Source organism: Streptomyces sp. NPDC039609, assembly GCF_055596705.1.
In genome coordinates, this window is sequence record NZ_JBVIUJ010000006.1 from 41,188 (window position 1) to 63,277 (window position 22,090).

Here is a 22,090-nt window from a genome sequence, read left to right on the forward strand (position 1 = left end):
TCAGGCCCGCGCCCCGAGCCCCGCCGCGAACCCAGGTCCCACGGCCCGGGCCCAAGCCCCAACGCCCGGGCCCAGCCCCACATCCAGGTCCCACGGCGGCCGTGGACCTCACACCCAGGTCCCAACGGCCCCGGCCCCGCCCCGTCCTCGGATACGACGGAGCGGGCGCCCTCGCTCGGACAGGCCGGGCACCCCACTCCGCCGTCACTCAAGCGGCGCGCGGCCCCGCTCAGACCTGCAGGTCGGGCCCTATCCGGTTGCGGACGGCCGTCTGGACCTCGGCCTCCTCGGCCGGGTCGGCCGCCAGACGGCGCAGTCGCTCCGCGACCCGTACGTCACCGGTCTCGGCGTGCAACGCCGCGACCTCGCGCGTGGTCTCCTCGCAGTCCCAGAGGCATTCGACGGCGAAACCCGTCGGGAAAGTCGGGTCGGTGGCCGCGAGGGCGCGGGCCGTGCGGCCGCGCAGCTGGGAGGAGGCCGTCTCTCGGTAGACGTGGCGCAGCACAGGGGCGGCGCAGGCGATGCCGAGGCGTCCGGCGCCGTCGACGAGCGTGTAGAGGGCGGTCGCGTCGGGGCCTTCGGCCCGGACCGTCTCGCGCAGGGCGCCGAGGACGAGCAGGGCGTCCTGGGCGCCGCCGCGGCAGGCGAGGACTCCGGCGGCGGCCGCCCCGAGCGCGTCGGGCCGGTGGACCCAGCCGCGGGCGCGGTCGACGGCGGGCTCGCCGCACATGCGCTCGAACGCGGAGACGGCGGCTTCGGAGACCGTACGGGAGCCACTGCCGGCGGCGGCCTCGATGAGGTCGAGGACGGCGGGGTCGCGTGACTCGGCGAGGTAGTGGAGGGCGGCGCAGCGTGCGCCGTCGGGTCCGCTGCGGGCGGCCTCGACGATGACCGGTCGGTCCTCGGGGCCGGCGACGGCTGTCAGGCAGCGGGCGGCGGGGCCGTGCAGCATCGCACCGCGCTCCAGGCCCTCCTGGGCCCAGTCGAAGACCGCCTGGACGCTCCAGCCGGGCCGGGGGCCGCTCGGTCGCATCTGGCGCTGCCAGCGGTCGAAGGAGCCCTGTTCCTGGGCTGCCCTGACGCGGGCGCCGACGGCGTCCCGCTGGTCCTCGGCCCACAGCCGCCACGGCCGGGGCTCGAAGGCGTCCCGTACGGCGCTCGCCAGTTCGGCGTCGCCCTCCGGGGTGGCCGGGAAGCGGGCGAGGACCGGGGCGGCGAGCGAGCGCAGTCCTGCGTCGTCGTCGCGCAGGGCGAGCTCGTCGAGCGCCCAGGCCCAGTTGACGCCGGTCGCGGCGTACCGCCGGAGCAGTACCAGGGCGTCCTGGCGGCCGTAGGAGGCGAGATGTCCGAGGACGGCGAGAGCGAGCCCGGTCCTGTTCTCCTCGGTGTCGAAGTGGTCCTCGGCACCGAAGAGGTGGGTCTCGATCTCCGTGAGCCCGCCGTGCAGGTCGAGGTACAGGCGTGCGTAGTAGAGGGAGCGGTTCTCGACCTGCCAGTCCTGGCGGGGGTCGCTGAGAACGCAGTGGTTGAGGGCCGCGAGGGCCTCGGCACGTGGCGCGGCGAGCGCGTGCAGGGTGCCGTCGCCGCGGCCCCTCTGCAGCAGGCCGAGCAGGGTGCCGCTCGGCGCTATGACTGGTTCGAACATGGAAGATGCCTCACATCAAGCTGTCGACACGACCGGGAGTACCGGGGACTGGTGATCGCCTAGGCCGCGCAGCAACATGTTCGGCCGCCCGTCGTCCTTCGCTTGGTGTTGACCATCTTCCTCTGCCTCTCGTCGGTGGCCCGTTGCGGGCCCGACGTCATGATGACCCAGCCATTTCGCCACCGCGACCACATTTACGACACCGCTCTCACCTGGGGTTCAGCGCCCGTTCACCCGGATCTCACCGGGCGTCGAACAGCTCCAGGAGTTCTGTCTTCCCAAACATCCGAGCAGTATCCACGGCAGACGGAGTCCCCGCTTCCGGATTTGCGCCGCCGGCGAGCAGCGCGCGCACGACGGCGTCCTCTCCCTTGAAGACCGCACCGGCGAGCGGGGTCTGGCCGCGGTCGTTGGCGCGGTCCCCGTCGGCACCCCGGGCCAGCAGGGCGGTGACCGCCTCCGCGTGCCCGTGGTAGGCGGCGAGCATGACGAGGGAGTCACCCCTGTCGTTGGTGAGGTCGGCCGGGACGCCCGCGTCGACATAGGCGGCCAGGGTCTCGGCGTCGCCCGTCCGCGCGAGGTCGAAGACCTTGCTCGCCAGCTCGATGACCTCGGGGTCCGGAGTCTCGCTCATCGGACGTGTCCGCCTTTCCGTTCCGTCGCGCACGTGGGTTCCCGTGCGGGTGGCCTGCGCACGGCGACCGAGGCCGTACGAGTGAATCGACAGGGTACTGCCCGTCCCGCGACATGACCGGGCGCGTCCACGGCAAAGATCACCTAGCGCGCTCCGGGCATTTCGCCACTCGAGCACGCCCTCCGCCTCCGCCAGTCAAGTGAAATCGCCAATCTTTCACCCATTTGAACCTTTAATCGCATAGATACTCCCCGTAAACCTGGAAGGACTCATGGTGACTGTCCCCTCAACCAGGAGAACCCCTCATGATCCTGTCCATCTCAGGCGTGGTCCTGCTCGGCATCATCTGCTTCCTGTTCTTCAAGAAGGACGGCATGAAGGCGTCCCACGCCTTCGTCAGCGCCCTCTTCGGTTTCTACCTCGCGGGCACCGCCATCGCCCCGAGCATCACGGCAGGCGGACAGAGCCTCGCCAGCCTCTTGGGCGGGATCAAGTTCTGACGCCCTACCACCCCTTCCACAACTCCAGGAGTACGACGTGGCCCGGCGACCACTCCCCCGCATTCTGAGCAGCGGCAGCGACCGGATCGCTCGCAGTCGAGAGATCGCACGCACGGCCGCCGACAGCGCCACCGATGTGCTCCATCCGCTGATCACCATCACGCGTGGTCTGCGGAAGCTGGCCGCGACCGCGCGTGCCAGGTGGGCCGCGACCCCGAAGGAGCGGCGCGGTCCCACGCTGCTCCTGGTCGCGGCCTGCGTCCTCGTCCTCGCGCTCGTCCCGTACGGTCCGCTCCTCGCCCTCGTCTCGGTGATGGGCGCCGCCGCCTGGATGGGGCGCGAACGCCCGGTCGTGAAGACCGGACCCGACGAGGCCGAGATCGAGCGGCTCAAGGGCCTCTACGAGGCACTGGTGCCGTACTTCTCCGTCCCCGAGGACCCGGCGCCGCTCTTCGCCCATGGCGGCGACTGGACCGGCCCGTTCGGGGAGTACACCTTCGACGACGGCGGGCGCCTCACCCGCCTGCGGATCAGGTACCCCGCGTACTTCACCGACGGGGAGGCCGCCTCCCGAGCCCGGATCGAGCAGCTGCTGCACGCCAAGTCGGGCCGCGGACGCGAGTACCTCTTCGACTGGGACGAGGAGGGCAACCAGCTCGTGATGAGCGTGCTGCCGCCCCTTCCGACCACGATCGCCGCCCAGCGCTTCGTCACCGTGCCGGGCGAGACGGTCCTCGGGTTCACCGACGCCGACGCCGTCCAGCGGACCGTGCCGGTGCAGGCCGCCGACGGGGCGGAGGACGCGCCCCCGGTCGTCTGGCGCACCGGTCCGCGCTCCACGGAGCCGCATCTGCTCGCCGTCGGCCAGCCCGGCAGCGGTACGACCTCCCTGCTGCGCTCCATCGCGCTCCAGGCCCTGCCGCACGGCGACGTACTGATCGTCGAGGGCGGCGGCACCGGTGAGTACGCCTGTCTGACCGGCCGCGGCGGAGTCCTGGGCGTCGAGTGCGGTCTCGCCGGCGCGCTGGCGAGCCTGGAGTGGGCGGCGCACGAGACCGAGCGGCGGCTGATCGCCGCGAACCGGGCCCGCCAGGCGGGCCACCCCGCGCCCGACGACACCAGGCGCCCGCTGTGGATCCTGCTCGACCGGCCGAGCGTCCTCGGCCACCTGGCGGCGGCGGACGGCCGGCCCGATCCGCAGGAAGTGCTCCAGGTGCCGCTGCGGCACGGCAGGGCCGCGCACGTGACGGTGGTGGTCGCGGAGCAGTTCGACAGCATGGAGACGCTCGGCGAGACGGTACGCACGCACACCCGCGCCAGGGTGGTGCTCGGCCCCGCCTCCCCCGGCCAGATCGCGTCTGTCCTCGGCGTCGGGCCGCACACCACACCGGTCCCGGTCGTCCCGCCGGGCCGCGGCTACGCCCGCCTCGGCAGCGGCCGGGTCCTCCGTCTCCAGGTGCCGGCGACGCCCGATCCCTTCGACGACGCGACGAGCGAGACGCACCGTCAGGCCGTCCTGGCTCTCCTGCCGGAGCGGCAGTCCGCCACGGCGACGGCGGTCGAGGCGGCTCCGGGCTCGGCGCCGGACCCCGGCCCCACCGTCGTGACCAGGCCTTCCGCGCCCGACCCCGGTCCGGCCCCGCTCCACGCCCCGGTCCCGGCGGAGGGCTGACACCCGACAACGCCGGGAGGGCGGGTACGGACACACGGTCCGTACCCGCCCTCCCGGCGTGAGGTTCTTCTCTACGCGACGAACGTCCGCGAAGGCTCCACGCCCGCCCCCGCACCCGACTCCACCAGCCGCGCCGCGGCCGCCAGCCGGGCCGCGGCCTCCTCCGCGACCGGGCCGCCCACCGTGAACGGCAGCCGGACGTACCCCTCGAAGGCACCGTCCACGCCGAACCGCGGCCCCGAGGGGACCCGTACCCCCACCCGCTCGCCGACCTCGGCGATCCGCGAGCCCGAGAGGCCTCCCGTACGGACCCAGAGCGTCAGGCCGCCGCGCGGGACCTCGAACTCCCACTCCGGGAGCTCGGCCCGCACGGCCGCCACCAGCGCGTCGCGGTTCTCCCGCGCCTGGGTGCGTCGGATGTCGACGGCCTGCTCCCAGCCCCCGGTGCGCATCAGCCAGTTGACCCCGAGCTGTTCCAGGACGGGGGTGCCGAGGTCCGCGTAGGCGCGCGCCGCCACCAGGGAGCGGATCACGTCGGGCGCGGCCCGCACCCAGCCGATCCTCATGCCCGCCCAGAACGCCTTGCTCGCCGAGCCGACCGTGAGCACCGTCGCGCCCGCCGGGTCGAAGGCGCAGACGGGCCGGGGCATCTCCAGGCCGTCGTCCAGGAACAGTTCGGACATCGTCTCGTCGACCACCAGGACCGTGCCGGCCGAGCGGGCCGCGTCCACGAGCTGCCGACGCTGGTCCTCGTCGGCCAGGGCGCCCGTCGGGTTGTGGAAGTCGGCGACGACGTACGCGAGCCGCGGCGCCGCGTCCCGCAGCACCTGCCGCCAGCGGTTCAGATCCCAGCCGGTGAGCCCCTCCGCCATCGCGACGGGCACGAGCCGGGCGCCCGCCGAGCGCATCAGCTGGAGGATGTTGGCGTACGAGGGCGACTCGACGGCGATCCGCTCGCCGCGCCCGGCGAAGAGATGGCAGATGGCGTCGATGGCGCCCATCGCGCCGGTGGTGACCATGATCTGCTCGGGCATGGTCGGGATGCCCCGCTCGGTGTACCGGTCGGCGAGCATCTGCCGCAGCGCGGGCAGGCCGGCCGGATAGTCCCCGTGCGTGTGGGCGTACGGTGGCAGCTCCTCCAGGGCCCCCTGGACGCTCCGGGTCAGCCAGGGCTCGGGGGCGGGCAGCGCCGCGCAGCCGAGGTCGATCATCGACCCGAGCGACTCCGGCGGCAGCGGTTCGAGCCCGCGCGCGGGCAGCGGGTTCCCGGCAGGTACGGCGGTCCAGCTGCCGGCCCCGCGCCGCGACTCCAGGAAGCCCTCGGCGCGCAGCGCCTCGTACGCGGCCGCGACCGTCGTACGGCTGACGGTGAGCGCCACGGCGAGTTCCCGCTCGGCGGGCAGCCGGGCGGCCACGGGCACGCGGCCCTCGAGCACGAGGAGGCGGATGCCGTCGGCCAGCGCGCGGTAGGCGGGCGGCTTGCGCGCGCCGGGTCCCGCGGGACGCGGCTGCTGCGCCTGGAGCTGCCGTGCCAGCTGGGCCGGCCCGACGGCCGAGGTCCACTGAGCCATGGAAGTCAGTCCACCTTCCTCGAATTGGCCATGGTTGGGATGCAATCCCCCGCCACAGAGTGTCATGAGTCAGTCCACTACCACCACAGGGGGCACCACTTTGTCCATCGCCTCCGGCCTCCACGGCCGGCTCACCGGTCGTCATCTGACCCGTCGGCTCGCGCAGCTGTATGTCGGACTGGCGCTGTACGGGATCAGTTCGGCGCTTCTGGTGTGCGGCGGGCTCGGTCTGGAGCCCTGGGGCGTCCTCCACCAGGGTCTCGCCGAGCGGACCGGACTCACCATCGGGGTCGTCTCGATCTTCGTCGGGGCGATCGTCCTGCTCCTGTGGATCCCGATCCGGCAGAAGCCGGGGCTCGGCACGGTCTCGAACGTCTTCGTCATCGGCGTGGCGATGGACGGCACTCTCGCCCTGGTGCCCGAGGTCCATGGCCTCGCCGCCCGGATCGCCCTGCTGGTCCTCGGCATCGTGCTCAACGGCATGGCGACCGGCCTCTACATCGCCGCGCGGTTCGGCCCCGGCCCCCGCGACGGCCTGATGACCGGGCTGCACCGGCTCACCGGCCGCTCGATCCGCCTGGTCCGCACGGCCATCGAGGTCGCGGTGGTCGCCACCGGCTTCCTGCTGGGCGGCTCGGTCGGCGTCGGCACCGTCCTCTACGCACTGAGCATCGGCCCGCTCGCGCAGTTCTTCCTGCGCAGGTTCGCCATCCCCGAGAAGGACGTGAGCAGCACCGTGGTCGCCTCCGGGACACCGGAACAGGCGATACTGCGGCGGTGACTCGCGTACGCCACCCCTACCTCGACCACCCGTCGCCCATTCCGTTCGCCCACCGCGGCGGCACGGCGGACGGCCTGGAGAACACCGCGGCCGCCTTCCGGCGGGCCGCGGCGGCCGGTTACCGCTACTTCGAGACCGATGTGCACACCACCTCGGACGGTGCGCTGGTCGCCTTCCACGACTCGACGCTCGACCGGGTCACGGACGCCGCCGGCCGTATCCGGGATCTTCCCTGGGACGCCGTCCGCGAGGCGCGGGTGGCCGGCAAGGAGCCGCTGCCGCTCTTCGAGGAGCTCCTGGAGGAGTTTCCAGAGGCGCGCTGGAACGTGGACCTGAAGGCCGAGTCCTCGCTCGTCCCGCTGGTCGACCTGATCCGCAGGACCGGGGCATGGGACCGGATCTGCGTGGGCTCCTTCACCGAGGGACGGGTGGCCCGGGCGCAGCGCCTCGCGGGGCCGCGGCTCGCCACTTCGTACGGTGTGAAGGGCATCCTCGGCCTGCGGCTGCGCTCGCTCGGCATCCCGGCGGCGCTGCGCGCGGGCGCGGTCGCCGCGCAGGTGCCGGCGAGCCAGGGCGGCATCCCGGTCGTCGACCGCCGCTTCGTGCGGGAGGCCCATGCCCGCGGCCTCCAGGTGCACGTGTGGACCGTCAACGATCCGGAGCGGATGAACTCTCTCCTCGACCTGGGAGTGGATGGCATCATGACCGATCATCTGGAGGCGCTGCGCGCAGTGCTGACCGTTCGGGGCGTGTGGGTCTGACCGCGCGTCCCGCCACGGGGACCAACGAGGGGGGCCGCGGCCGTGACTGCCGACACCACCGAGCCGGAGGGGCACACCGCCGATCCGGCCGAACGCAGGCGCGAGCAACGCGGCTGGTACTTCTACGATTTCGCCTGCTCCGTGTACTCGACGAGCGTCGTGACGGTGTTCCTCGGCCCCTATCTGACCTCGGTCGCGAAGGCCGCGGCGGACGCGGACGGCTTCGTCCACCCCCTGGGCATACCCGTGCGGGCCGGCTCGCTCTTCGCGTACGCCGTTTCGGCCTCGCTCGTGGTGGCGGTCCTCGTGATGCCGCTGGTGGGCGCGGCGGCGGACCGTACGGGACGCAAGAAGCCGCTGCTCGCGGTCGCCGCGTACACCGGCGCGGCGGCGACGGCGGGGATGTTCTTCCTCGACGGCGACCGGTATCTGCTCGGTGCTTTCCTGCTCATCGTGGCGAACGCCTCACTGGCCGTCTCGATGGTGCTCTACAACGCCTATCTGCCGCAGATCGCCGAACCGGACGAGCGGGACGCGGTCTCCTCGCGCGGCTGGGCCTTCGGCTACACCTCGGGCGCCCTGGTCCTCGTCCTCAACCTGGTCCTGTACTCCGGTCACGAGTCGTTCGGCCTCACCGAGGGCATGGCGGTGCGGATCTGCCTGGCCTCGGCCGGGCTGTGGTGGGGCGCCTTCACACTGGTGCCGCTGCGGCGGCTGCGCGACCGGCACGTCCAGCCGAAGGGCGAGGGTGCGGTCGGCGGTGGCTGGCGGCAGCTGGTGGCGACGCTGCGGGACATGCGCCGTCACCCGCTGACGCTGTCGTTCCTGCTCGCCTACCTCATCTACAACGACGGCGTGCAGACCGTGATCTCGCAGGCGTCCATCTACGGCTCCGAGGAGCTGGGGCTCGAGCAGACGACGCTGATCACGGCGGTACTGCTGGTCCAGGTGCTCGCGATCGTGGGAGCGCTCGGCATGGGGCGGATGGCGCGTTCGTACGGCGCCAAGCGCGTGATCCTCGGCTCGCTGGCGGTCTGGACGCTGATCCTGGCCGCCGGGTACTTCCTGCCGGCCGACGCGCCGGTGGCGTTCTTCCTTCTCGCGGCGGCGATCGGTCTCGTCCTCGGCGGAAGCCAGGCGCTGTCGCGCTCGCTCTTCTCCCATCTGGTGCCGCGTGGCAAGGAGGCGGAGTACTTCTCGGCCTACGAGATGAGCGACCGCGGTCTCAGCTGGCTGGGCCCACTGGTGTTCGGTCTCGCGTATCAGCTGACCGGGAGCTACCGGGATGCCATCATCTCTCTGGTGATCTTCTTCGCGGCCGGTTTCGTACTGCTCGCGCGGGTACCCGTACGGCGTGCGGTGGCCGCCGCGGGCAACCCGGTTCCGGACCGGATTTAGACGCGGCAGCGAAAGGCCGGTAGTGTACGCCTTTGGCCTGCCAGGCGGACCGTTACTGCGTGCTGCTTTGGTGAAGACGCTGGGTGACATCTGCTGCCAGATGTGACAAACCGGGCACTGGTGGGTAGAACAAGGGGCGGCACGACGGGCGACGCATGACCCGGAACGGGAATCTTTACCGCCGACCGGACGTTGACCGGATGACGACGACAGCGACACCTGTCCTGTGGGCGACAAGCCCGGGAGGCACGATTCATGAGTGAGCGAGCTCTTCGCGGCACGCGCCTCGTGGTGACCAGCTACGAGACCGACCGCGGCATCGATCTGGCCCCGCGCCAGGCCGTGGAGTACGCATGCGAGAAGGGCCATCGTTTTGAGATGCCCTTCTCGGTGGAAGCGGAAATTCCGCCGGAGTGGGAGTGCAAGGTCTGCGGCAGCCAGGCACTCCTGGTGGACGGGGACGGCCCCGAGGAGAAGAAGGGCAAGCCGGCGCGTACGCACTGGGACATGCTCATGGAGCGGCGCACCCGCGAGGAGCTGGAGGAGGTCCTGGCCGAGAGGCTGGCGGTCCTTCGTTCCGGCGCCATGAACATCGCCGTACATCCGCGAGACAGCCGCAAGTCCGCCTAGCGGACGGCACGGCCCAAAGCGACGCCGCGGGGTCCGGTACACCTTGTGTGTACCGGACCCCGCGGCGTTTGTCCGTCATGCGAGCCCGTCGCGATGCGTCGGGCGCCGCGTCGGGATCACGGCCGTCACGTCCGGACGGCGGGCGCCCGACGCCGCAGCCGGATCACCGTCCGATCGCGGCGTTGGACGCGCCACGCGCCTCACTGCCTCAGGGGCGGGCGGGGCTCCTGGGGCCGCTGCGGCCCCTGCGGTCCCTCCTCGCGAATGACCTCGCCCTGCACGACCTTGCCGTCGGGACGGCGCATACGGGCCTGCTGGAAGGCGTCCTGAAGGCTGCCGGGAGCGGCGGCGGCGTTCATCCTGCGCTCGGCGGCCCGGTCCGCGTAGCGGCCGAGGAAGGAGCGCACGGGCGGTACGAGCAGCAGCAGACCGGCCACGTCGGAGATCAGGCCGGGGATCATCAGCAGCAGACCGCCGAGCATGAGGAAGCCGTTGCGGTCGCGCGAGCCGGACCCGTCGCCGACGGGCGGTGCGACGCCGGACTGCGCCGCCGCCTGCGCCTGCTGGAAGGTCTCGGTGAGGTTCTGGAAGGCCCGGCGTCCGGCCCGCTTGATCACCACGGCGCCGAGGACGGCTCCGCCGAGCAGCAGACCGAAGACCGTCAGCCCGCCGACCGCGTTCGCCACCACCGTGAGCAGCCAGATCTCGAGGACCAGCCAGGCGGCGAAGGCCAGCGGGAGGTACGTACGCGCGCGAGAGCGCTTGGGGGCCAGGGGAGGCGTTGCGCCGTTGGTCATGCCCCCCAGTGTGCCTGGCCCGTCGCAGGAACGCCGTAAAGGAGAGATCAGTACGGGCAGGGAGGGGTCAGCTCGCGGACTTGCGGCCGAGCATCTTGCCGACCTTGTTCGCACGGGCCGTCAGACCCCAGCCGGTGACCCGCCAGAGGGCCTCGACGACGATGTTGCGGCTCATCTTCGAGTCGCCGATCTCGCGCTCCACGAAGGTGATCGGGACCTCGACGACATGGAAGCCGGCGGCGACGGCCCGGCGGGCCAGGTCGACCTGGAAGCAGTAGCCGGCCGAGGCCACGTCCTCCAGGCCCAGGCCCTCCAGGGTCTCCTTGCGGAAGGCCCGGTAGCCGCCGGTGACGTCGCGGATCGGGACGTCGAGCATGACGCGGGAGTACAGGCTGCCGCCGCGGGAGATGAACTCGCGGGACTTGGGCCAGTTCACGATCCGGCCGCCGGGCACCCAGCGGGAGCCGAGCACCAGATCGGCGCCCTTGAGGGCGGTCAGCAGCCGGGGCAGCTCCTCGGGCTGGTGGGAGCCGTCGGCGTCCATCTCGACGAGGACGCCGTAGCCGTGCTCGATGCCCCAGCGGAAGCCCGCGAGGTAGGCGGCGCCGAGCCCCTCCTTGCCCTTGCGGTGCAGGACGTGGACATGGTCGTCGTCCGACGCGATCTCGTCGGCGAACTTGCCCGTGCCGTCGGGGCTGTTGTCGTCGGCGACGAGGATGTGCGCCTCCGGTACGGCCGCCCGTACGCGCGAGACGATCGGCTTGATGTTCTCCGCCTCGTTGTAGGTCGGAATGATCACCAAGGCTCTGCCGAGCGGGCCGTAACGCCTCTGGCCACCGTCGTTCACTGCTGCCCCTTCGGATACATACGCGAACCCCCACCATAGCGAGCCCCGGGCGCGACTCGGGCGCGGCGGGTTGGTTGCGGGTGTCCATGGGCGTGTACCGGCGTGGCGCACGGTGTGCGGATCGGGGCCCGGCGCCCTTCGGGCCGACCTGGAACCCGCTGGCTGCGGGTCGACCGAGAGCCGTTGTCTACTGAACGTCCGGGCCCCACCCGGGTCCCACCCTCCGCCGGAGAAACCTTCCCTCGCCCCCGAGGCGCGGGCGCTGAACCTGGTTCCCGGCGATGGTGAGCCGGTGCGGCACACCATTCCTTGACCCAGCGGCGTTCGACGACTGCGTGGAGGTGAACCCGGTCGGACGTCCTGTGGTGGACTCGCCGAACCTACCGGCCGGTGGCCGCTCGCTGTCAATACTCGTTTGACCTGCGGAGATGACCGATACTGCCAGGTCAGTGGGGAAGATCCGCAGGTCGTGGACAAGCCGGTTGATCATCGATCGGCGGTACGAAATGTCCCTACGTCACTCGTTCGGCCCGACGAAGACCGTTTGTCCGAACACCACCGTGCGCAGACAGACCGGGAGTTCGCCGCCGGGGGTCAGATCGGGCAGACCGGGCGTTCCGGAGCGCGGATCGGTCGACCAGCGGGCCACCCTGTCGTCGGGCGCCTGGACCACGAGCTCGTCGGCCCGCCAGATCGCGTAGTCGGCCGGGGCGCCGGGGACGAGCGTGCCGGCGTCGTCGCGGCCGACGGCCCGCCAGCCGCCCCGGGTGTGGGCGGTGAAGGCGGCACGGACGGAGATCCGGTGCTCGGGGGTGCGGTGGAAGGCGGCCGCGCGGACGGTGCCCCAGGGGTCGAGGGGGGTGACCGGGCTGTCCGAGCCGAAGGCCAGCGGCACCCCGGAGCGGAGCAGAGCTGCGTACGGATTGAGGGTGCGGGCCCGCTCGACACCGAGGCGTTCGGCGTACATGCCCTCGTCGCCGCCCCAGGCCGCGTCGAACGCGGGCTGGACGGAGGCGGTGAGGCCGAGCTCGGCGAAGGCGGCGATCGTCTCGGGGGTGAGCATCTCGGCGTGCTCGACCCGGTGGCGGGCTGCGCGGATCCGGGCGAGACCGAGCTTCTCCGAGGCGGCCCGAACGCCCTCGACCACGGCGGTGACGGCCGCGTCGCCGATGGCGTGGAACCCCGCCTGGAGGCCGGCCTCGGTGCAGCCGACGACATGGGCCGCGACCGCGGCGGCGTCGAGGTGGGCGATGCCGGTGTGGCCCGCGTCCGTGTACGCGTCGTGGAGGCAGGCGGTGTGCGAGCCCAGCGAGCCGTCGGCGAAGAGGTCGCCGGCCGCACCGACGGCGCCGAGTGCGCGGGCCCGCTCGATGTCGAGGTCGGCCCAGTAGCCGACGACGCGCGGCCCGGTTTCCTCGCGGGCGAGGTCGAGGAGTCCGGTGAAGTCGTCCTCGGAGGAGATCTCGGGGCCACCGCACTCGTGCAGGGTGCCGATGCCGAGCGAGGCGGCGTGCGCGCGGGCCGCGCGCTGGGCCTCGGTGCGCTGCGCGGGCGAGAGGGTGGCGTAGGCGGCGCGGCGGACGGCGTGGTGGGCGTCGCCCGTCAGCGGTTCGCCGTCGCGGAAGCCGGAGAGCTCGCGGATGCCGGGCACAAGATCGAGCAGGGCGGTGGTGGCGACGGCGGAGTGGACGTCGATCCGGGTGAGGTAGAGCGGGCGGCCGCCGGTGAGCCGGTCCAACTCGTCGCGGTGCGGCGCTCGGCGCTCGGGCCAGCGCGAGGCGTCCCAGCCGTGGCCGATCAGGATCCGGTCGCCGGGGCGCGCGGTGGCGTAGGCGCGGATCTTCTCCGTGGCCTCGGCGAGCGACGCGGCGGAGGACAGGTCGAGGCCCGTCAGCGCGAGACCGGTCGCCGTGGTGTGCACGTGCGCGTCGACGAACGCGGGGGTGACGAGCGCGCCTTCCAGGTCGATCACCTCGTCCACCCCGGAGGCGAAGGCGTCGGCCGCGCCCTCCGAGCCCACCCAGGCGACATGACCGCGCTCCACCACCATGGCGGTGGCGAAGGGGTCGGCGGGGCTGTGGACGTCTCCTCCGCGCAGCAGGACGGTGCGGTGCTCGATGTCAGGAAGGGTCTCGCTCATGCGACCAGGCTAGATGCGCGGCGGCCTGGCTTCGTACGGGGTCGACAGGACGACCGTCGTGCGGCTGGAGACGCCGGCCTGGGAGCGGATGCGGCTGAGCAGGTGTTCCAGCTCCAGCGGGGTCGCGACGCGCACCTTGAGGATGTAGTTCTCGTCGCCGGCGACGCTGTGGCAGGCCTCGATCTCCGGGATGTCGGCGAGCCGGTCCGGGGTGTCGTCGGGGGCACTCGGGTCGAAGGGTTTGACCGAGATGAAGGCGGTCAACGGCAGCCCGACGGCCTCCGGGTCCACGACTGCGGCATAGCCGCGGATGACCCCGCGCTGCTCGAGGCGGCGGACGCGCTGATGTACGGCCGAGGTGGACAGGCCCGTGGCCTTGCCCAGGTCGGTGTAGCTCATGCGCCCGTCCCTGACGAGCAACTCGACGATCTGACGATCCAGCTCCTCCATGCGGTCAACCTATTGCCCCGGGGCGCCATCGGCACAGCCGGGGCCCTTCCACACAGGCATCTATGGGCATCCTCGGGGCACCTGCGAGGGGCATGTGACGAAGACCACAGGTTTGCGGCCACCTCGTTCGAGACCTCACGGTTATGCGCCCGGCCGTATGGGAATTGCTTGCTGTGGTCGAGTCCATCCGAACGTGGTCGACCCACCCGAGGGGGAGATTCTCCATGCAGGAGCCTGTTGATTCGGTCGAGACGGCCGACGAGCTCGACGCCTACGACACGTTTGAGATGTACCGGGTGATCTGCCCGGACTGTGTCCAGCCGATCGCGCTGCTCGCGGACGAGGACGTGCTGCCTGAGCACGCGCTGTGCCCGACGCCGTGGAACCCGTTCGTGCTCACGGTCTGCCCCGGCACCGGCCGGGCCGCGGCCGACGCGCGCCCCGCGGACGAGACGCTGGAGGTCCAGGAGCAGGACACCGCGCTCCTGCTGACGCTCCCTCAGGGTCTCGACTGGCGGACGCAGCCCTTCTCGCACGTCGGCGGTCCGGGCTCGCGTCCGATCAAGGTGCCGCAGATGCGGCGCGCGGCGTAGCGACGCCTACCAGTAGCTTCCCCGCACCATCGCCGCGAGCGTGGCGTGGTGCAAGATCAGGCTGTCCGGGTTCTCCGGCACCTCGACCTCTCCGAAGTGCGCCTGGCGGTACGCGACTCTGAGCATCACGATCGCGTGCCGCAGCGCCGCGTAGAGGGTGTGGAACTCCATGTCCCGCGCCGTGTGGCCGGTGAGGGCGGCGTAGCGCCGCTCGATCGCGTCACGGCGCAGGAAGCCGGGCAGCCCGGGCTGGCCGAAGCTCACGGTCAGGTCCTGGAAGAAGCGGTGCAGATAGACGGTCCAGCCGAGGTCGACCTCGCGCGGGGCGAAGGCGGCCATCTCCCAGTCGAGCACGGCCGCGGGCTGAAATCCGTCGTAGACGATGTTCCCGATCCGGGCGTCGCCCCAGTTCAGGACGGCCGGGCCCTCGTCGGCGGGCCAGTGCGCCTCCAGCCAGTCGAAACCGGACTCGATGAGCGGAGAAGGTGCGAGTCCCGCCACCACCCAGCCGTAGTAGGCGCGTTGGGCGTCGACGTGCCGTCGCAGCGGGCTGCCCGTCCCCTCGGGCAGGAGGAACTCCGCCTCCTTCGCGGGGAACTGGTCGTGGAGCCGGGCCAGCACCGAGACGGACTCGGCCTCCAGGTGGGCGCGTTCGTCGTCGGTGGCGGAGTGCAGCCAGTTCCCCTCGTACGTATAGGGCATGACGTCCGGTGGGACGCGGCCCTCGGCCCGGGCCATCACGAAGAACGGGGCGCCGAGCGGCCCCGGTTCGGGCTCCAGCCACAGCACGCGCGGTACGGGGATGTCGGTGTGCTCGCCGACCAGGCTCATCACCCGGTGCTGCCGTTCCATGTCGTAGACGGGAAAGATCGTGTAGGCGGCGGGGTCGGCGGCCAGCCGCAGGGCGCAACCGCGCACCGGCGCGTCGGGGTGGTCGATGTCGAAGAGCAGGGTCTCGCTGGACATGCCGTTGGAGCCGGGGACGGCGAGGTCGGTGACCCGGGCGCCGGGGAGGACCGGTTCGAGCCAGTCGGTGAGCCGACGGCCGAGCTCCTCGGGGTCGCGGGTCGAGGTGCGAGGGCGGGGCGCGGTGGCCATGGACAAGCTCCTTCTCTTCGGCGCTCGGGTCAGCCGGCGGTGGAGGTGTAGTCGGCGAAGCCGCTCGGGTCGTGGCGGCCGAAGGAGCCGTGCTCGAAGATCCCGTACCCGGTGCGCCCGTCCAGGGTGAAGCGGGCCGCGTGGTCGGTGACGCCGAAGGCGGCCATGGGGTGGGCGGTGGGGTCGGAGAGGTCGTAGACCCTGCGGTCGGTCCAGTCGCGGCCCTGCCAGGTGCCGTGCTGCCAGTCGCTCGCGGGCGGGTAGCCGGCGCCGACAGCGAGCGGCGAGGAGGCCAGGATCTCCACCTCGACCTCCAGGGGCTTGCCCGTCGGGTCGGTGAGGTGGACGACGGCACGCTCGGGGTGGCGGGTGCCCGGCCGGTAGGTGATGTCCGTACGGGGCCAGCCGAGCTGGGTGTCGCGCTGCCCGTTCCGTACGACCACGGCCTCGTTGAGGGTGCGGTAGCCGTCGGCGTCCTCCTGCGCGATGACCATGACGAAGCGGTCGTCGAAGCGCATGGGTATCCAGAGCCAGTGGAAGCCCTCGGGCCGGAACTCGTCGGCGCGGCCCGGCTCCTCACCGGGGATGGGGCGGACGCCCCAGCTGCGGTCACGGGTGCCGGTCCACTCCCCCGGGGCGACGGCGAACTCCTCGCCGCCGGCCCGGATGGTGCCGGCGCAGTGGCCGGCCTGGACGAAGCGGCGCCCTTCGAGGGTGAGCCGGTCGCCCCGGCGCTGGGTGTGGTGGGGCTCCCAGACGGTGGGGAAGTCCCCGGTCCAGGTGAGGTCGAAGGAGAGCCCCTCGGGGTCGGCGGGGTCCGGCTCGCAGTGCAGTGTGAGCGTCTTGAGGGGTTCGTCGACGGTGATGCGCAGCGGGCCGACGGCGAGGTTCATCCGGTCGTCGCCGAGGGCGTCGGAGGCGCGTACGGCGTGCAGCCGGTCACCGGTACGGAGGGTGGCGTAGGCGTCGATCACCCCGGTGTTGGGGTACACGCCGAGCCCGGCGATGAGCAGGGCGCGGCCCTGGTGGTCGAAGACGTGGAAGATGCACCGGTCGTAGGCGTTGCGATCGCCGCTGACGTGGTGCTTCATCGAGAGCGGTGCCTGGTGCACCGGGTACTCGTCGAGCGCGACGGGCCGGTCGTCGGCGTGCCGGTCCTCGGACATGGCTGACCTCCTGGTCGGCGAGCGGGATCTGACGGTAAGTCAGAAAGCTTGTCGAGGGCCAGAGTCGTGCGACACCGGATGATTCCCGGGTAGCCCCCGAACTCCCGCTCGATTCCGTCCGGCGGTGACCACCGGCATGCCGGGCGCGTTGGGACGGGCATGACCTCGCTGTACACCACCCCGGTCGGGAGCGGACGGCGTCGCCTCGCCGAGCCGCGCATTGAAGAATCGGTTCCGCATCAGGGGACGCACCTCGCCGACCCACCCATCTACAAGGCGCTGCTCACCCAGTGGGCCAGCAGCGGACGGACGCTGCCGGGCCGCAGCGACCAGGAGTGGAACCGGCTGATGGCCGCCCCCGTGTGGGCGGACCGGACCGTACGGGTGAGCGGGGTGAGCGGCACCCTTGTCAGCGGGTCTCTGGTCCGACAAGGTGCCGCGCGATGACCATCCGCTGGATCTGATTGGTCCCCTCGACGATCTGCAGCACCTTCGCCTCGCGCATGTAGCGCTCGACGGGGAAGTCCGCGGTGTACCCGTAGCCGCCGAGCACCTGCACCGCGTCCGTGGTGATCCGCATGGCCGCGTCCGTGCAGAAGAGCTTCGCCATCGCCGCCTGCCGCCCGAAGGGCCGCCCCTCGTCCCGCAGCCGCGCCGCCTCCAGATACAGCGCGCGGCCCGCTTCGATCTGCGTCGCCATGTCCGCGAGCAGGAAGCGGAGCCCTTGGAAGTCGGCGATCGGCCGGCCGAACTGACGCCGCTCGCCTGCGTACGCGACGGCCTCGTCCAGGGCCGCCTGCGCGACCCCCACCGCGCAGGCCGCGATCCCGAGCCGCCCGGAGTCGAGGGCGGAGAGCGCGATCGTGAAGCCCTGCCCCTCCTCCCCGATGCGGCGGGTGTCGGGGATCCGTACCCCGTCCAGGTGGAGCTGTGCGGTGGGCGAACCCTTCATCCCCATCTTCCGCTCCGGCGCGGCCGCGCTCAGTCCCGCCGCGTCCCCGGAGACCAGGAACGCGGTGATCCCCTTCGGGCCCTCGCCGCCCGTGCGAGCCATGACCGTGTAGAAGTCGGCGATCCCGCCATGAGTGATCCACGCCTTCGTACCGGTGAGAACCCAGTCGTCGCCGTCCCGGACAGCCTTCGTGCGCAGCGCGGCCGCGTCGGAGCCGGAGGCCGGCTCCGAGAGGCAGTACGCGCCGAGCAGGCCGCCGCCCAGCATCGCCGGCAGCTGCGCTGCCCGCTGGTCCTTGGTGCCGAAGTTGGCGAGCGCGTGGCAGGACAGGGTGTGGACGCTGACGCCGAGGCCGACGGTCAGGCGGGCGGCGGCGAGCTCTTCGAGCACCTGGAGATAGACGGCGTAGGGCTGGTCACCGCCGCCGTGATCGGAGTCGTACGGGAGTCCGAGCAGGCCGGAGGCGGAGAGCAGCGAGAAGACCTCCCGGGGGAAGTGGCCGGCGTCCTCCTCCTCCGCGGCCCGGGGCGCGATCTCCCGCTCGGCGATCTCACGGACCAGAACGAACAGGTCCCCGGCCTCCTCGGTCGGCAGCCGGCGTTCCACGGTCTGCGGGGCGCGGTCGGGCATGGCGGCGCACTCCTCCCTCTCGGGCGCTGCGACGGCGTGCGCGGGTGGCGCGATGCCGCCGGTGGTCACTGCTGCGCCGATGCTGCCCCCGGCGGATCGCACTCGGAGGCGCCCGGCGCCCGTGGCGCAGGGAGTATGCCCGTTCGGCGGCCTCAGGTCACACGGGGCGGCACCTCAGGGCCGTCGCCCCGGGAGGCGGCGTCACATCAACCCGGCCTGGGTGACGAACATGGCGAGGACGACGACCAGGGTCCAGCCCAGGACGTGCTCGAGGATCTTCGGCCCGTCGTCCTTGGGCCCGCCGGTGCGGGCGCGGGAGCAGTCGGCGGAGTGGGTGGTGGCGCTCATGGCCACCACGGTGCCAGCGGGAGCGGCTCCCGGGGTAGAGACGTTCCTCACGCCCCGGGGGTGCGCCGGTCCCGGTCAGCGGACGCCGACGGCCGCCAATGCCTTGCGCTGGGCGGGTGTGGGCCGGTCGGGGAAGTACAGGTAGCAGACCCCGCCTGTGCCGGAGACCACTTTCCCGCTCGCGTTGTACCGCTTGGTACGGAGCCAGATGTTCTCCAAATGAGAGGGCGCCGCTTACCACGCGGCTCCCTCTCGCGCAAACATGCAGGTCAGAGGCGTGGACCGCGTGAGACAAATCGAGCGCGGACGCGCTGGTGCTGACCTGGTGCTGACTTCCGCTGGCGTCCGTTCCGGTCCGTTCGGGTGCGTCGTGCTGGATCGGTGCTGACTCTGTGCCCTCTCGTCGCCACGCAGACCTCCACCGGCTTGGTGCGGCCGTCTTTCCTCACTACCGTCCTCGCGAGCAGCTGAAGCAAGCGTAGAGGAAGTGTCTGTGAGTGAGCCGATGTGGGACGTCAAGGCACTCGCCGCTTATCTCGGGAAACCGGCTTCTTGGGTGTACGACAACCACCTCAAGGAAGAAATGCCGAGCTTCCGCGTAGGCCAACAGCTTCGATTCTCTCCGGCGGAGGTTCGGAAGTGGCTGGAGGAACGATGCCGAATGGTCGCATGAACGTGAAGTGCAAGGAGTCGGCACGCGGCGGTCTCCTTCGGTGCTGTCAGGGCTTCCTCTCGGCAACGTCGAGCTCTGCCCCTCTGACGGCGGAAATTCCGTGGATCTCCCTGGGACAGGCGTGAAAGCCCCTCAGCCGAGGGCTGAACTGGGCGGCCGACCCTACTTGGCGGCTGAGTGTGCACGAGCCCGAGACAAACTGGATTTGGCCTTGTCGAACCGAGCGTTGCCTTCGTGCGGCAGCCAGCCAGCCCCGTGGCCTTCGGACTCCGCGCAGGTGGCTCAGCAGGTCGTCGGAAGCACGGCTGCGGATCCGCCTCACCAACTGCTTCCGATCGCCGCGGGCCGCTTCGCGAAGAGCTGCCGGGGAAGTGGCATCTACGGCGATGAGCAGGTGGAGCATGCCCGGCTCGCTCAGGTCCGGGTGGATCCGAGCTAGCATCGCTATTTCCCGGAGCTGCACGACGACCACGCGGGAGACCTTCAGATAGGCAGCCAGCTGGCCCTGCTGCTCGACACTCTCTGTCCTGCGGACGAGCTCAAAGGCAGATGTGATGCCGACCTCCGTCAGCGGCTCCCTGTGCGCGGCGAGCATCGCGGGAAGCGCACGGGTGGGGATGTGCCCACCAGGCGCCTGAACTGCTCTTCGGTCTGGAGGTCGCTGAAGCAGGGGTCGGTGGCGGCGTCGCTCTTGTCGTCGTCGGTGGCCACCGCGAACTCCAGGTCTTCGAGCGCCTCGTCCAGCCGCAGCTCCCGGTCCTGGCCCGGGAGGTCTGCCAGAAGGCAGTCAAGGCAGGCGTGGTCGTAGGTCAGCCGTGGTGAGGGAGGCGCCTGGTCATGGGGGTGCAGCCATACCGCGTTCGTCTGGGGCGCGCGTCCGCACAGCACCTCGACGCTGTGCTTCAGGTTCTCGGCGAAGGGAAGCATCTGTTCGGATTGCCGGGTCAACTGTTCTCTCTTCCACGGGAACGTGCACAGACGGTTGAGCTCCGCCGCGGACCGCGCTGCTTCCCGCAGCGCGATCTTGTCGCTCTTGCCGCCGGCCACATAGCCGTTGAGCCATTGAGTGGCGCTGCTGTACATGACCCGAATCCGCAAGGGAGCCCAACCCTCGGCCGCGTCCCCCTTCTCCGCCAGGCCTGAAGTGACGTACTGCTGATCGATCGACTTCGCGAACGCGGCGTGGTCCGTCTCTTCCGGGAGAACGCGGCCGTAGGCCGCCCACATGTACTCGAAGCGCGCCAGCAGGTACTCGGGGTCTTGATCCATGGCCCTGCTCAGCAGCTTCACGCGTTCCGCACCGTGATCCTCGACGGCGTCGATGAGTGACTTGCTCCGGGCGATGACCTGCAGCGTGACGCTCTTCCAGTGCCGTGCCCCACACAGATCGTCCTGGAGCTCCCGATGCGCCTCGCTGAGCCGTAGCAGGATGAACGCGGCAGCGCCGGTGAGAAGCTGGGCGCAGGCACGATGCCGTGCGACGGCCCGTTCGGCTTCCTCCGACCCGGCAGGGATCGCCGCGAGGCCGAGATCGGGTCTGCTGAAGACCACGCTCTGGGCATGACGGCCGTTGCGGGACAAGCTGATGGCGACGCGGTCGTCGTCCACGAGCGTGACCCGTGCCCTCCAGGTGAGGTCCGGTCTGAGCGTGAAGAAGAGACGGGACAGCGCACCCGCGAACTTCCCGGCGGGCAACGCGCTCAGTTCCTCGCTGGTGATCTTGCTCAGCGGCGTGGTGGTCAGCGCCGAGGTGGCACGGTCGAGCGCCTTCGGCGACTCGGTGCCGAGCCCCTTCATCCGCGCGAGCAGGTAATCCGTGGCGGCCGCGCTCACCGTACCGTCGGCCTTCTGCACCTCGACCTGAAGGCGCAGGTTCTGCCCCAACGCGGCCCCCGTCAACAGGACGCCGACGAACGCGAGGACGATGTAGGCCGCCATGAGGCGTGTCTCATGGCCCAGGGGGACAGCGAGTAGGGCGCAGGCCGCAACAGCTACGACGACCAGGCAGATCAGCAGGCCCAGCCAGTGCTTCCAGTCGTACGTGGGCTTGCGGAGCGTCCCCAGGAGCAGCACGGCGGAGCCCAGCGCGATCACCACACCCACAGCTGCAGCGCATCCGATCAACGGCCCTCCGGGGGTGAACGGCTCGAACATGGCGAAGAGCGGAAGCATCACCCCCGCGCCGAGGATCAAGAAGGAGCCGACGCCACCCGTGATCCATTTCAGAGGAGTCGGCCACGCGACCGCCTTGACTCTCACGAGGGCACGCGAGGCCACGCCGGCGAGGGCGTACAGGACAGCCAGTGCGATCACGCTGAACAGCACCAACTGGCCGATGGGTTTTGCCCAGTCTTCGTAGAAGCGATCCCAGTTGCTCGATGCGGTGGGGTGCGGATGTTCCTTCAGCCTGGCCACCTGTGCGATGCCCTCCGCGGCCCTGGCGTTGCCCCGGTCCTTCCCCAGTCCGACCTCGAACGCGGTCTTTGCCTCATCGAGGTCACCGGTACGGATCAGTCTCTGTCCCTCGGTGACCCACTCCGCTGCCAGCTGGCGTTGCACTGCGACGTTCTTCAAGCCGTCGACGGCGCAGTTCTCCTCCCCGTCGCCTGCCTTCACCGTGGTGTAGAGCGCCTGCGCCCGATCAAGTGTTCCAGCTTGCAGGTGCCCCCTCGCCGTGTCGCAGATCGTCTGCGCTTGAACATCGAACGGCGTTGCCAGAGACACGGCTCCTGCAGGTGCGGCGATGGCCTGCGCGATGATCGAGCCGGCTGCAGCGGCCTGCGCGACGCGTCTCCACACGGTCA

At 71.2% G+C, this 22,090-nt stretch carries 22 protein-coding genes and 1 pseudogene; 9 read left to right on the forward strand and 14 right to left on the reverse strand.

What is annotated here, in order from left to right; genetic code table 11:
• Positions 1–229: 229 nt before the first annotated feature.
• A complete protein-coding gene (locus tag ACZ561_RS18420; protein ID WP_470996002.1) occupies positions 230–1,645 on the reverse strand; it encodes a HEAT repeat domain-containing protein in 1,416 nt (471 codons plus the stop codon).
• Between the two features lie 241 nt (positions 1,646–1,886).
• Complete coding sequence (locus ACZ561_RS18425) at positions 1,887–2,279, reverse strand: ankyrin repeat domain-containing protein (protein ID WP_376439251.1); 393 nt, start codon at positions 2,277–2,279, stop codon at positions 1,887–1,889.
• Between the two features lie 305 nt (positions 2,280–2,584).
• Between ACZ561_RS18425 and ACZ561_RS18430 the strand changes: the two genes are divergently transcribed.
• Positions 2,585–2,779: a hypothetical protein gene (locus ACZ561_RS18430; protein ID WP_147976179.1), complete on the forward strand. Its 195-nt coding sequence runs from the start codon at positions 2,585–2,587 to the stop codon at positions 2,777–2,779.
• Positions 2,780–2,816: 37 nt separating this feature from the next.
• Positions 2,817–4,451 carry a hypothetical protein gene (locus tag ACZ561_RS18435; RefSeq protein ID WP_470996005.1) on the forward strand — a complete coding sequence of 545 codons (1,635 nt, stop codon included), beginning with the start codon at positions 2,817–2,819 and terminating at the stop codon, positions 4,449–4,451.
• 71 nt (positions 4,452–4,522) lie between these two features.
• Here the strand turns inward: ACZ561_RS18435 and ACZ561_RS18440 are convergent, their stop codons facing one another.
• A complete protein-coding gene (locus ACZ561_RS18440; RefSeq protein WP_376439245.1) occupies positions 4,523–6,022 on the reverse strand; it encodes an SCO1417 family PLP biosynthesis transcription factor in 1,500 nt (499 codons plus the stop codon).
• A gap of 64 nt (positions 6,023–6,086) precedes the next feature.
• On the opposite strand from ACZ561_RS18440, the gene yczE reads away from it, so the two are divergent.
• The 4 genes from yczE to ACZ561_RS18460 all read left to right on the forward strand — a co-directional run bounded on the left by yczE (position 6,087) and on the right by ACZ561_RS18460 (position 9,592).
• The gene (gene yczE, locus ACZ561_RS18445; RefSeq protein WP_470996008.1) at positions 6,087–6,803 is read left to right on the forward strand and encodes a membrane protein YczE; all 717 of its coding nucleotides are present in this window, start codon (positions 6,087–6,089) and stop codon (positions 6,801–6,803) included.
• Positions 6,800–7,564 (forward strand): glycerophosphodiester phosphodiesterase family protein, encoded by a 765-nt coding sequence (locus ACZ561_RS18450; protein WP_470996011.1) that lies wholly within the window; start codon positions 6,800–6,802, stop codon positions 7,562–7,564. The genes yczE and ACZ561_RS18450 overlap by 4 nt, the downstream gene beginning before the upstream one ends.
• A gap of 42 nt (positions 7,565–7,606) precedes the next feature.
• A complete protein-coding gene (locus tag ACZ561_RS18455; RefSeq protein ID WP_470996013.1) occupies positions 7,607–8,962 on the forward strand; it encodes an MFS transporter in 1,356 nt (451 codons plus the stop codon).
• 255 nt (positions 8,963–9,217) lie between these two features.
• A complete protein-coding gene (locus tag ACZ561_RS18460; RefSeq protein WP_026278069.1) occupies positions 9,218–9,592 on the forward strand; it encodes an RNA polymerase-binding protein RbpA in 375 nt (124 codons plus the stop codon).
• 200 nt (positions 9,593–9,792) lie between these two features.
• Here ACZ561_RS18460 and fxsA read toward each other — a convergent pair whose 3' ends face one another.
• From fxsA to ACZ561_RS18480, 4 genes are all read right to left on the reverse strand, one after another.
• Positions 9,793–10,389: an FxsA family membrane protein gene (gene fxsA / locus ACZ561_RS18465; RefSeq protein WP_470996017.1), complete on the reverse strand. Its 597-nt coding sequence runs from the start codon at positions 10,387–10,389 to the stop codon at positions 9,793–9,795.
• 67 nt (positions 10,390–10,456) lie between these two features.
• Positions 10,457–11,236 (reverse strand): polyprenol monophosphomannose synthase, encoded by a 780-nt coding sequence (locus ACZ561_RS18470; RefSeq protein WP_329122969.1) that lies wholly within the window; start codon positions 11,234–11,236, stop codon positions 10,457–10,459.
• A gap of 517 nt (positions 11,237–11,753) precedes the next feature.
• Positions 11,754–13,376: an amidohydrolase gene (locus ACZ561_RS18475; protein ID WP_470996020.1), complete on the reverse strand. Its 1,623-nt coding sequence runs from the start codon at positions 13,374–13,376 to the stop codon at positions 11,754–11,756.
• Between the two features lie 9 nt (positions 13,377–13,385).
• A complete protein-coding gene (locus ACZ561_RS18480) occupies positions 13,386–13,826 on the reverse strand; it encodes an Lrp/AsnC family transcriptional regulator (RefSeq protein ID WP_215071913.1) in 441 nt (146 codons plus the stop codon).
• Positions 13,827–14,050: 224 nt separating this feature from the next.
• Here ACZ561_RS18480 and ACZ561_RS18485 point away from each other — a divergent pair, with 224 nt between their 5' ends.
• Positions 14,051–14,419 carry a hypothetical protein gene (locus ACZ561_RS18485; protein WP_376441336.1) on the forward strand — a complete coding sequence of 123 codons (369 nt, stop codon included), beginning with the start codon at positions 14,051–14,053 and terminating at the stop codon, positions 14,417–14,419.
• 6 nt (positions 14,420–14,425) lie between these two features.
• Here the strand turns inward: ACZ561_RS18485 and ACZ561_RS18490 are convergent, their stop codons facing one another.
• Positions 14,426–15,517: a phosphotransferase family protein gene (locus ACZ561_RS18490; RefSeq protein ID WP_470996023.1), complete on the reverse strand. Its 1,092-nt coding sequence runs from the start codon at positions 15,515–15,517 to the stop codon at positions 14,426–14,428.
• A gap of 29 nt (positions 15,518–15,546) precedes the next feature.
• Entirely contained in the window at positions 15,547–16,683 is a 1,137-nt protein-coding gene (locus ACZ561_RS18495) for an Rv3169 family protein (RefSeq protein WP_470996026.1), read from the reverse strand.
• A 159-nt stretch (positions 16,684–16,842) separates the two neighbouring features.
• Here ACZ561_RS18495 and ACZ561_RS18500 point away from each other — a divergent pair, with 159 nt between their 5' ends.
• Positions 16,843–17,130, forward strand: coding sequence for a hypothetical protein (locus ACZ561_RS18500; RefSeq protein WP_470996029.1), 288 nt, complete (start codon positions 16,843–16,845; stop codon positions 17,128–17,130).
• On the opposite strand, the gene ACZ561_RS18505 is transcribed toward ACZ561_RS18500, so the two are convergent.
• From ACZ561_RS18505 to ACZ561_RS18515, 3 genes and pseudogenes are all read right to left on the reverse strand, one after another.
• Positions 17,093–18,265, reverse strand: a complete 1,173-nt coding sequence (locus tag ACZ561_RS18505) for an acyl-CoA dehydrogenase family protein (RefSeq protein WP_470996031.1) — start codon at positions 18,263–18,265, stop codon at positions 17,093–17,095. The genes ACZ561_RS18500 and ACZ561_RS18505 overlap by 38 nt on opposite strands.
• 201 nt (positions 18,266–18,466) lie before the next feature.
• On the reverse strand, positions 18,467–18,613 hold the full coding sequence (locus ACZ561_RS18510; RefSeq protein WP_470996034.1) for an SCO1431 family membrane protein: 147 nt from the start codon (positions 18,611–18,613) through the stop codon (positions 18,467–18,469).
• Between the two features lie 75 nt (positions 18,614–18,688).
• Positions 18,689–18,829, reverse strand: a pseudogene (locus ACZ561_RS18515) (peptidase C39 family protein); the annotation flags it as partial.
• 289 nt (positions 18,830–19,118) lie between these two features.
• Between ACZ561_RS18515 and ACZ561_RS18520 the strand changes: the two are divergent.
• Positions 19,119–19,286 (forward strand): helix-turn-helix domain-containing protein, encoded by a 168-nt coding sequence (locus ACZ561_RS18520; protein ID WP_470997147.1) that lies wholly within the window; start codon positions 19,119–19,121, stop codon positions 19,284–19,286.
• 46 nt (positions 19,287–19,332) lie between these two features.
• On the opposite strand, the gene ACZ561_RS18525 is transcribed toward ACZ561_RS18520, so the two are convergent.
• Positions 19,333–19,881 (reverse strand): DUF4332 domain-containing protein, encoded by a 549-nt coding sequence (locus ACZ561_RS18525; protein WP_470996037.1) that lies wholly within the window; start codon positions 19,879–19,881, stop codon positions 19,333–19,335.
• Positions 19,854–22,085, reverse strand: coding sequence for a hypothetical protein (locus ACZ561_RS18530; protein WP_470996040.1), 2,232 nt, complete (start codon positions 22,083–22,085; stop codon positions 19,854–19,856). Before ACZ561_RS18530 ends, ACZ561_RS18525 begins: the two co-directional genes overlap by 28 nt.
• Positions 22,086–22,090 lie beyond the last annotated feature (5 nt).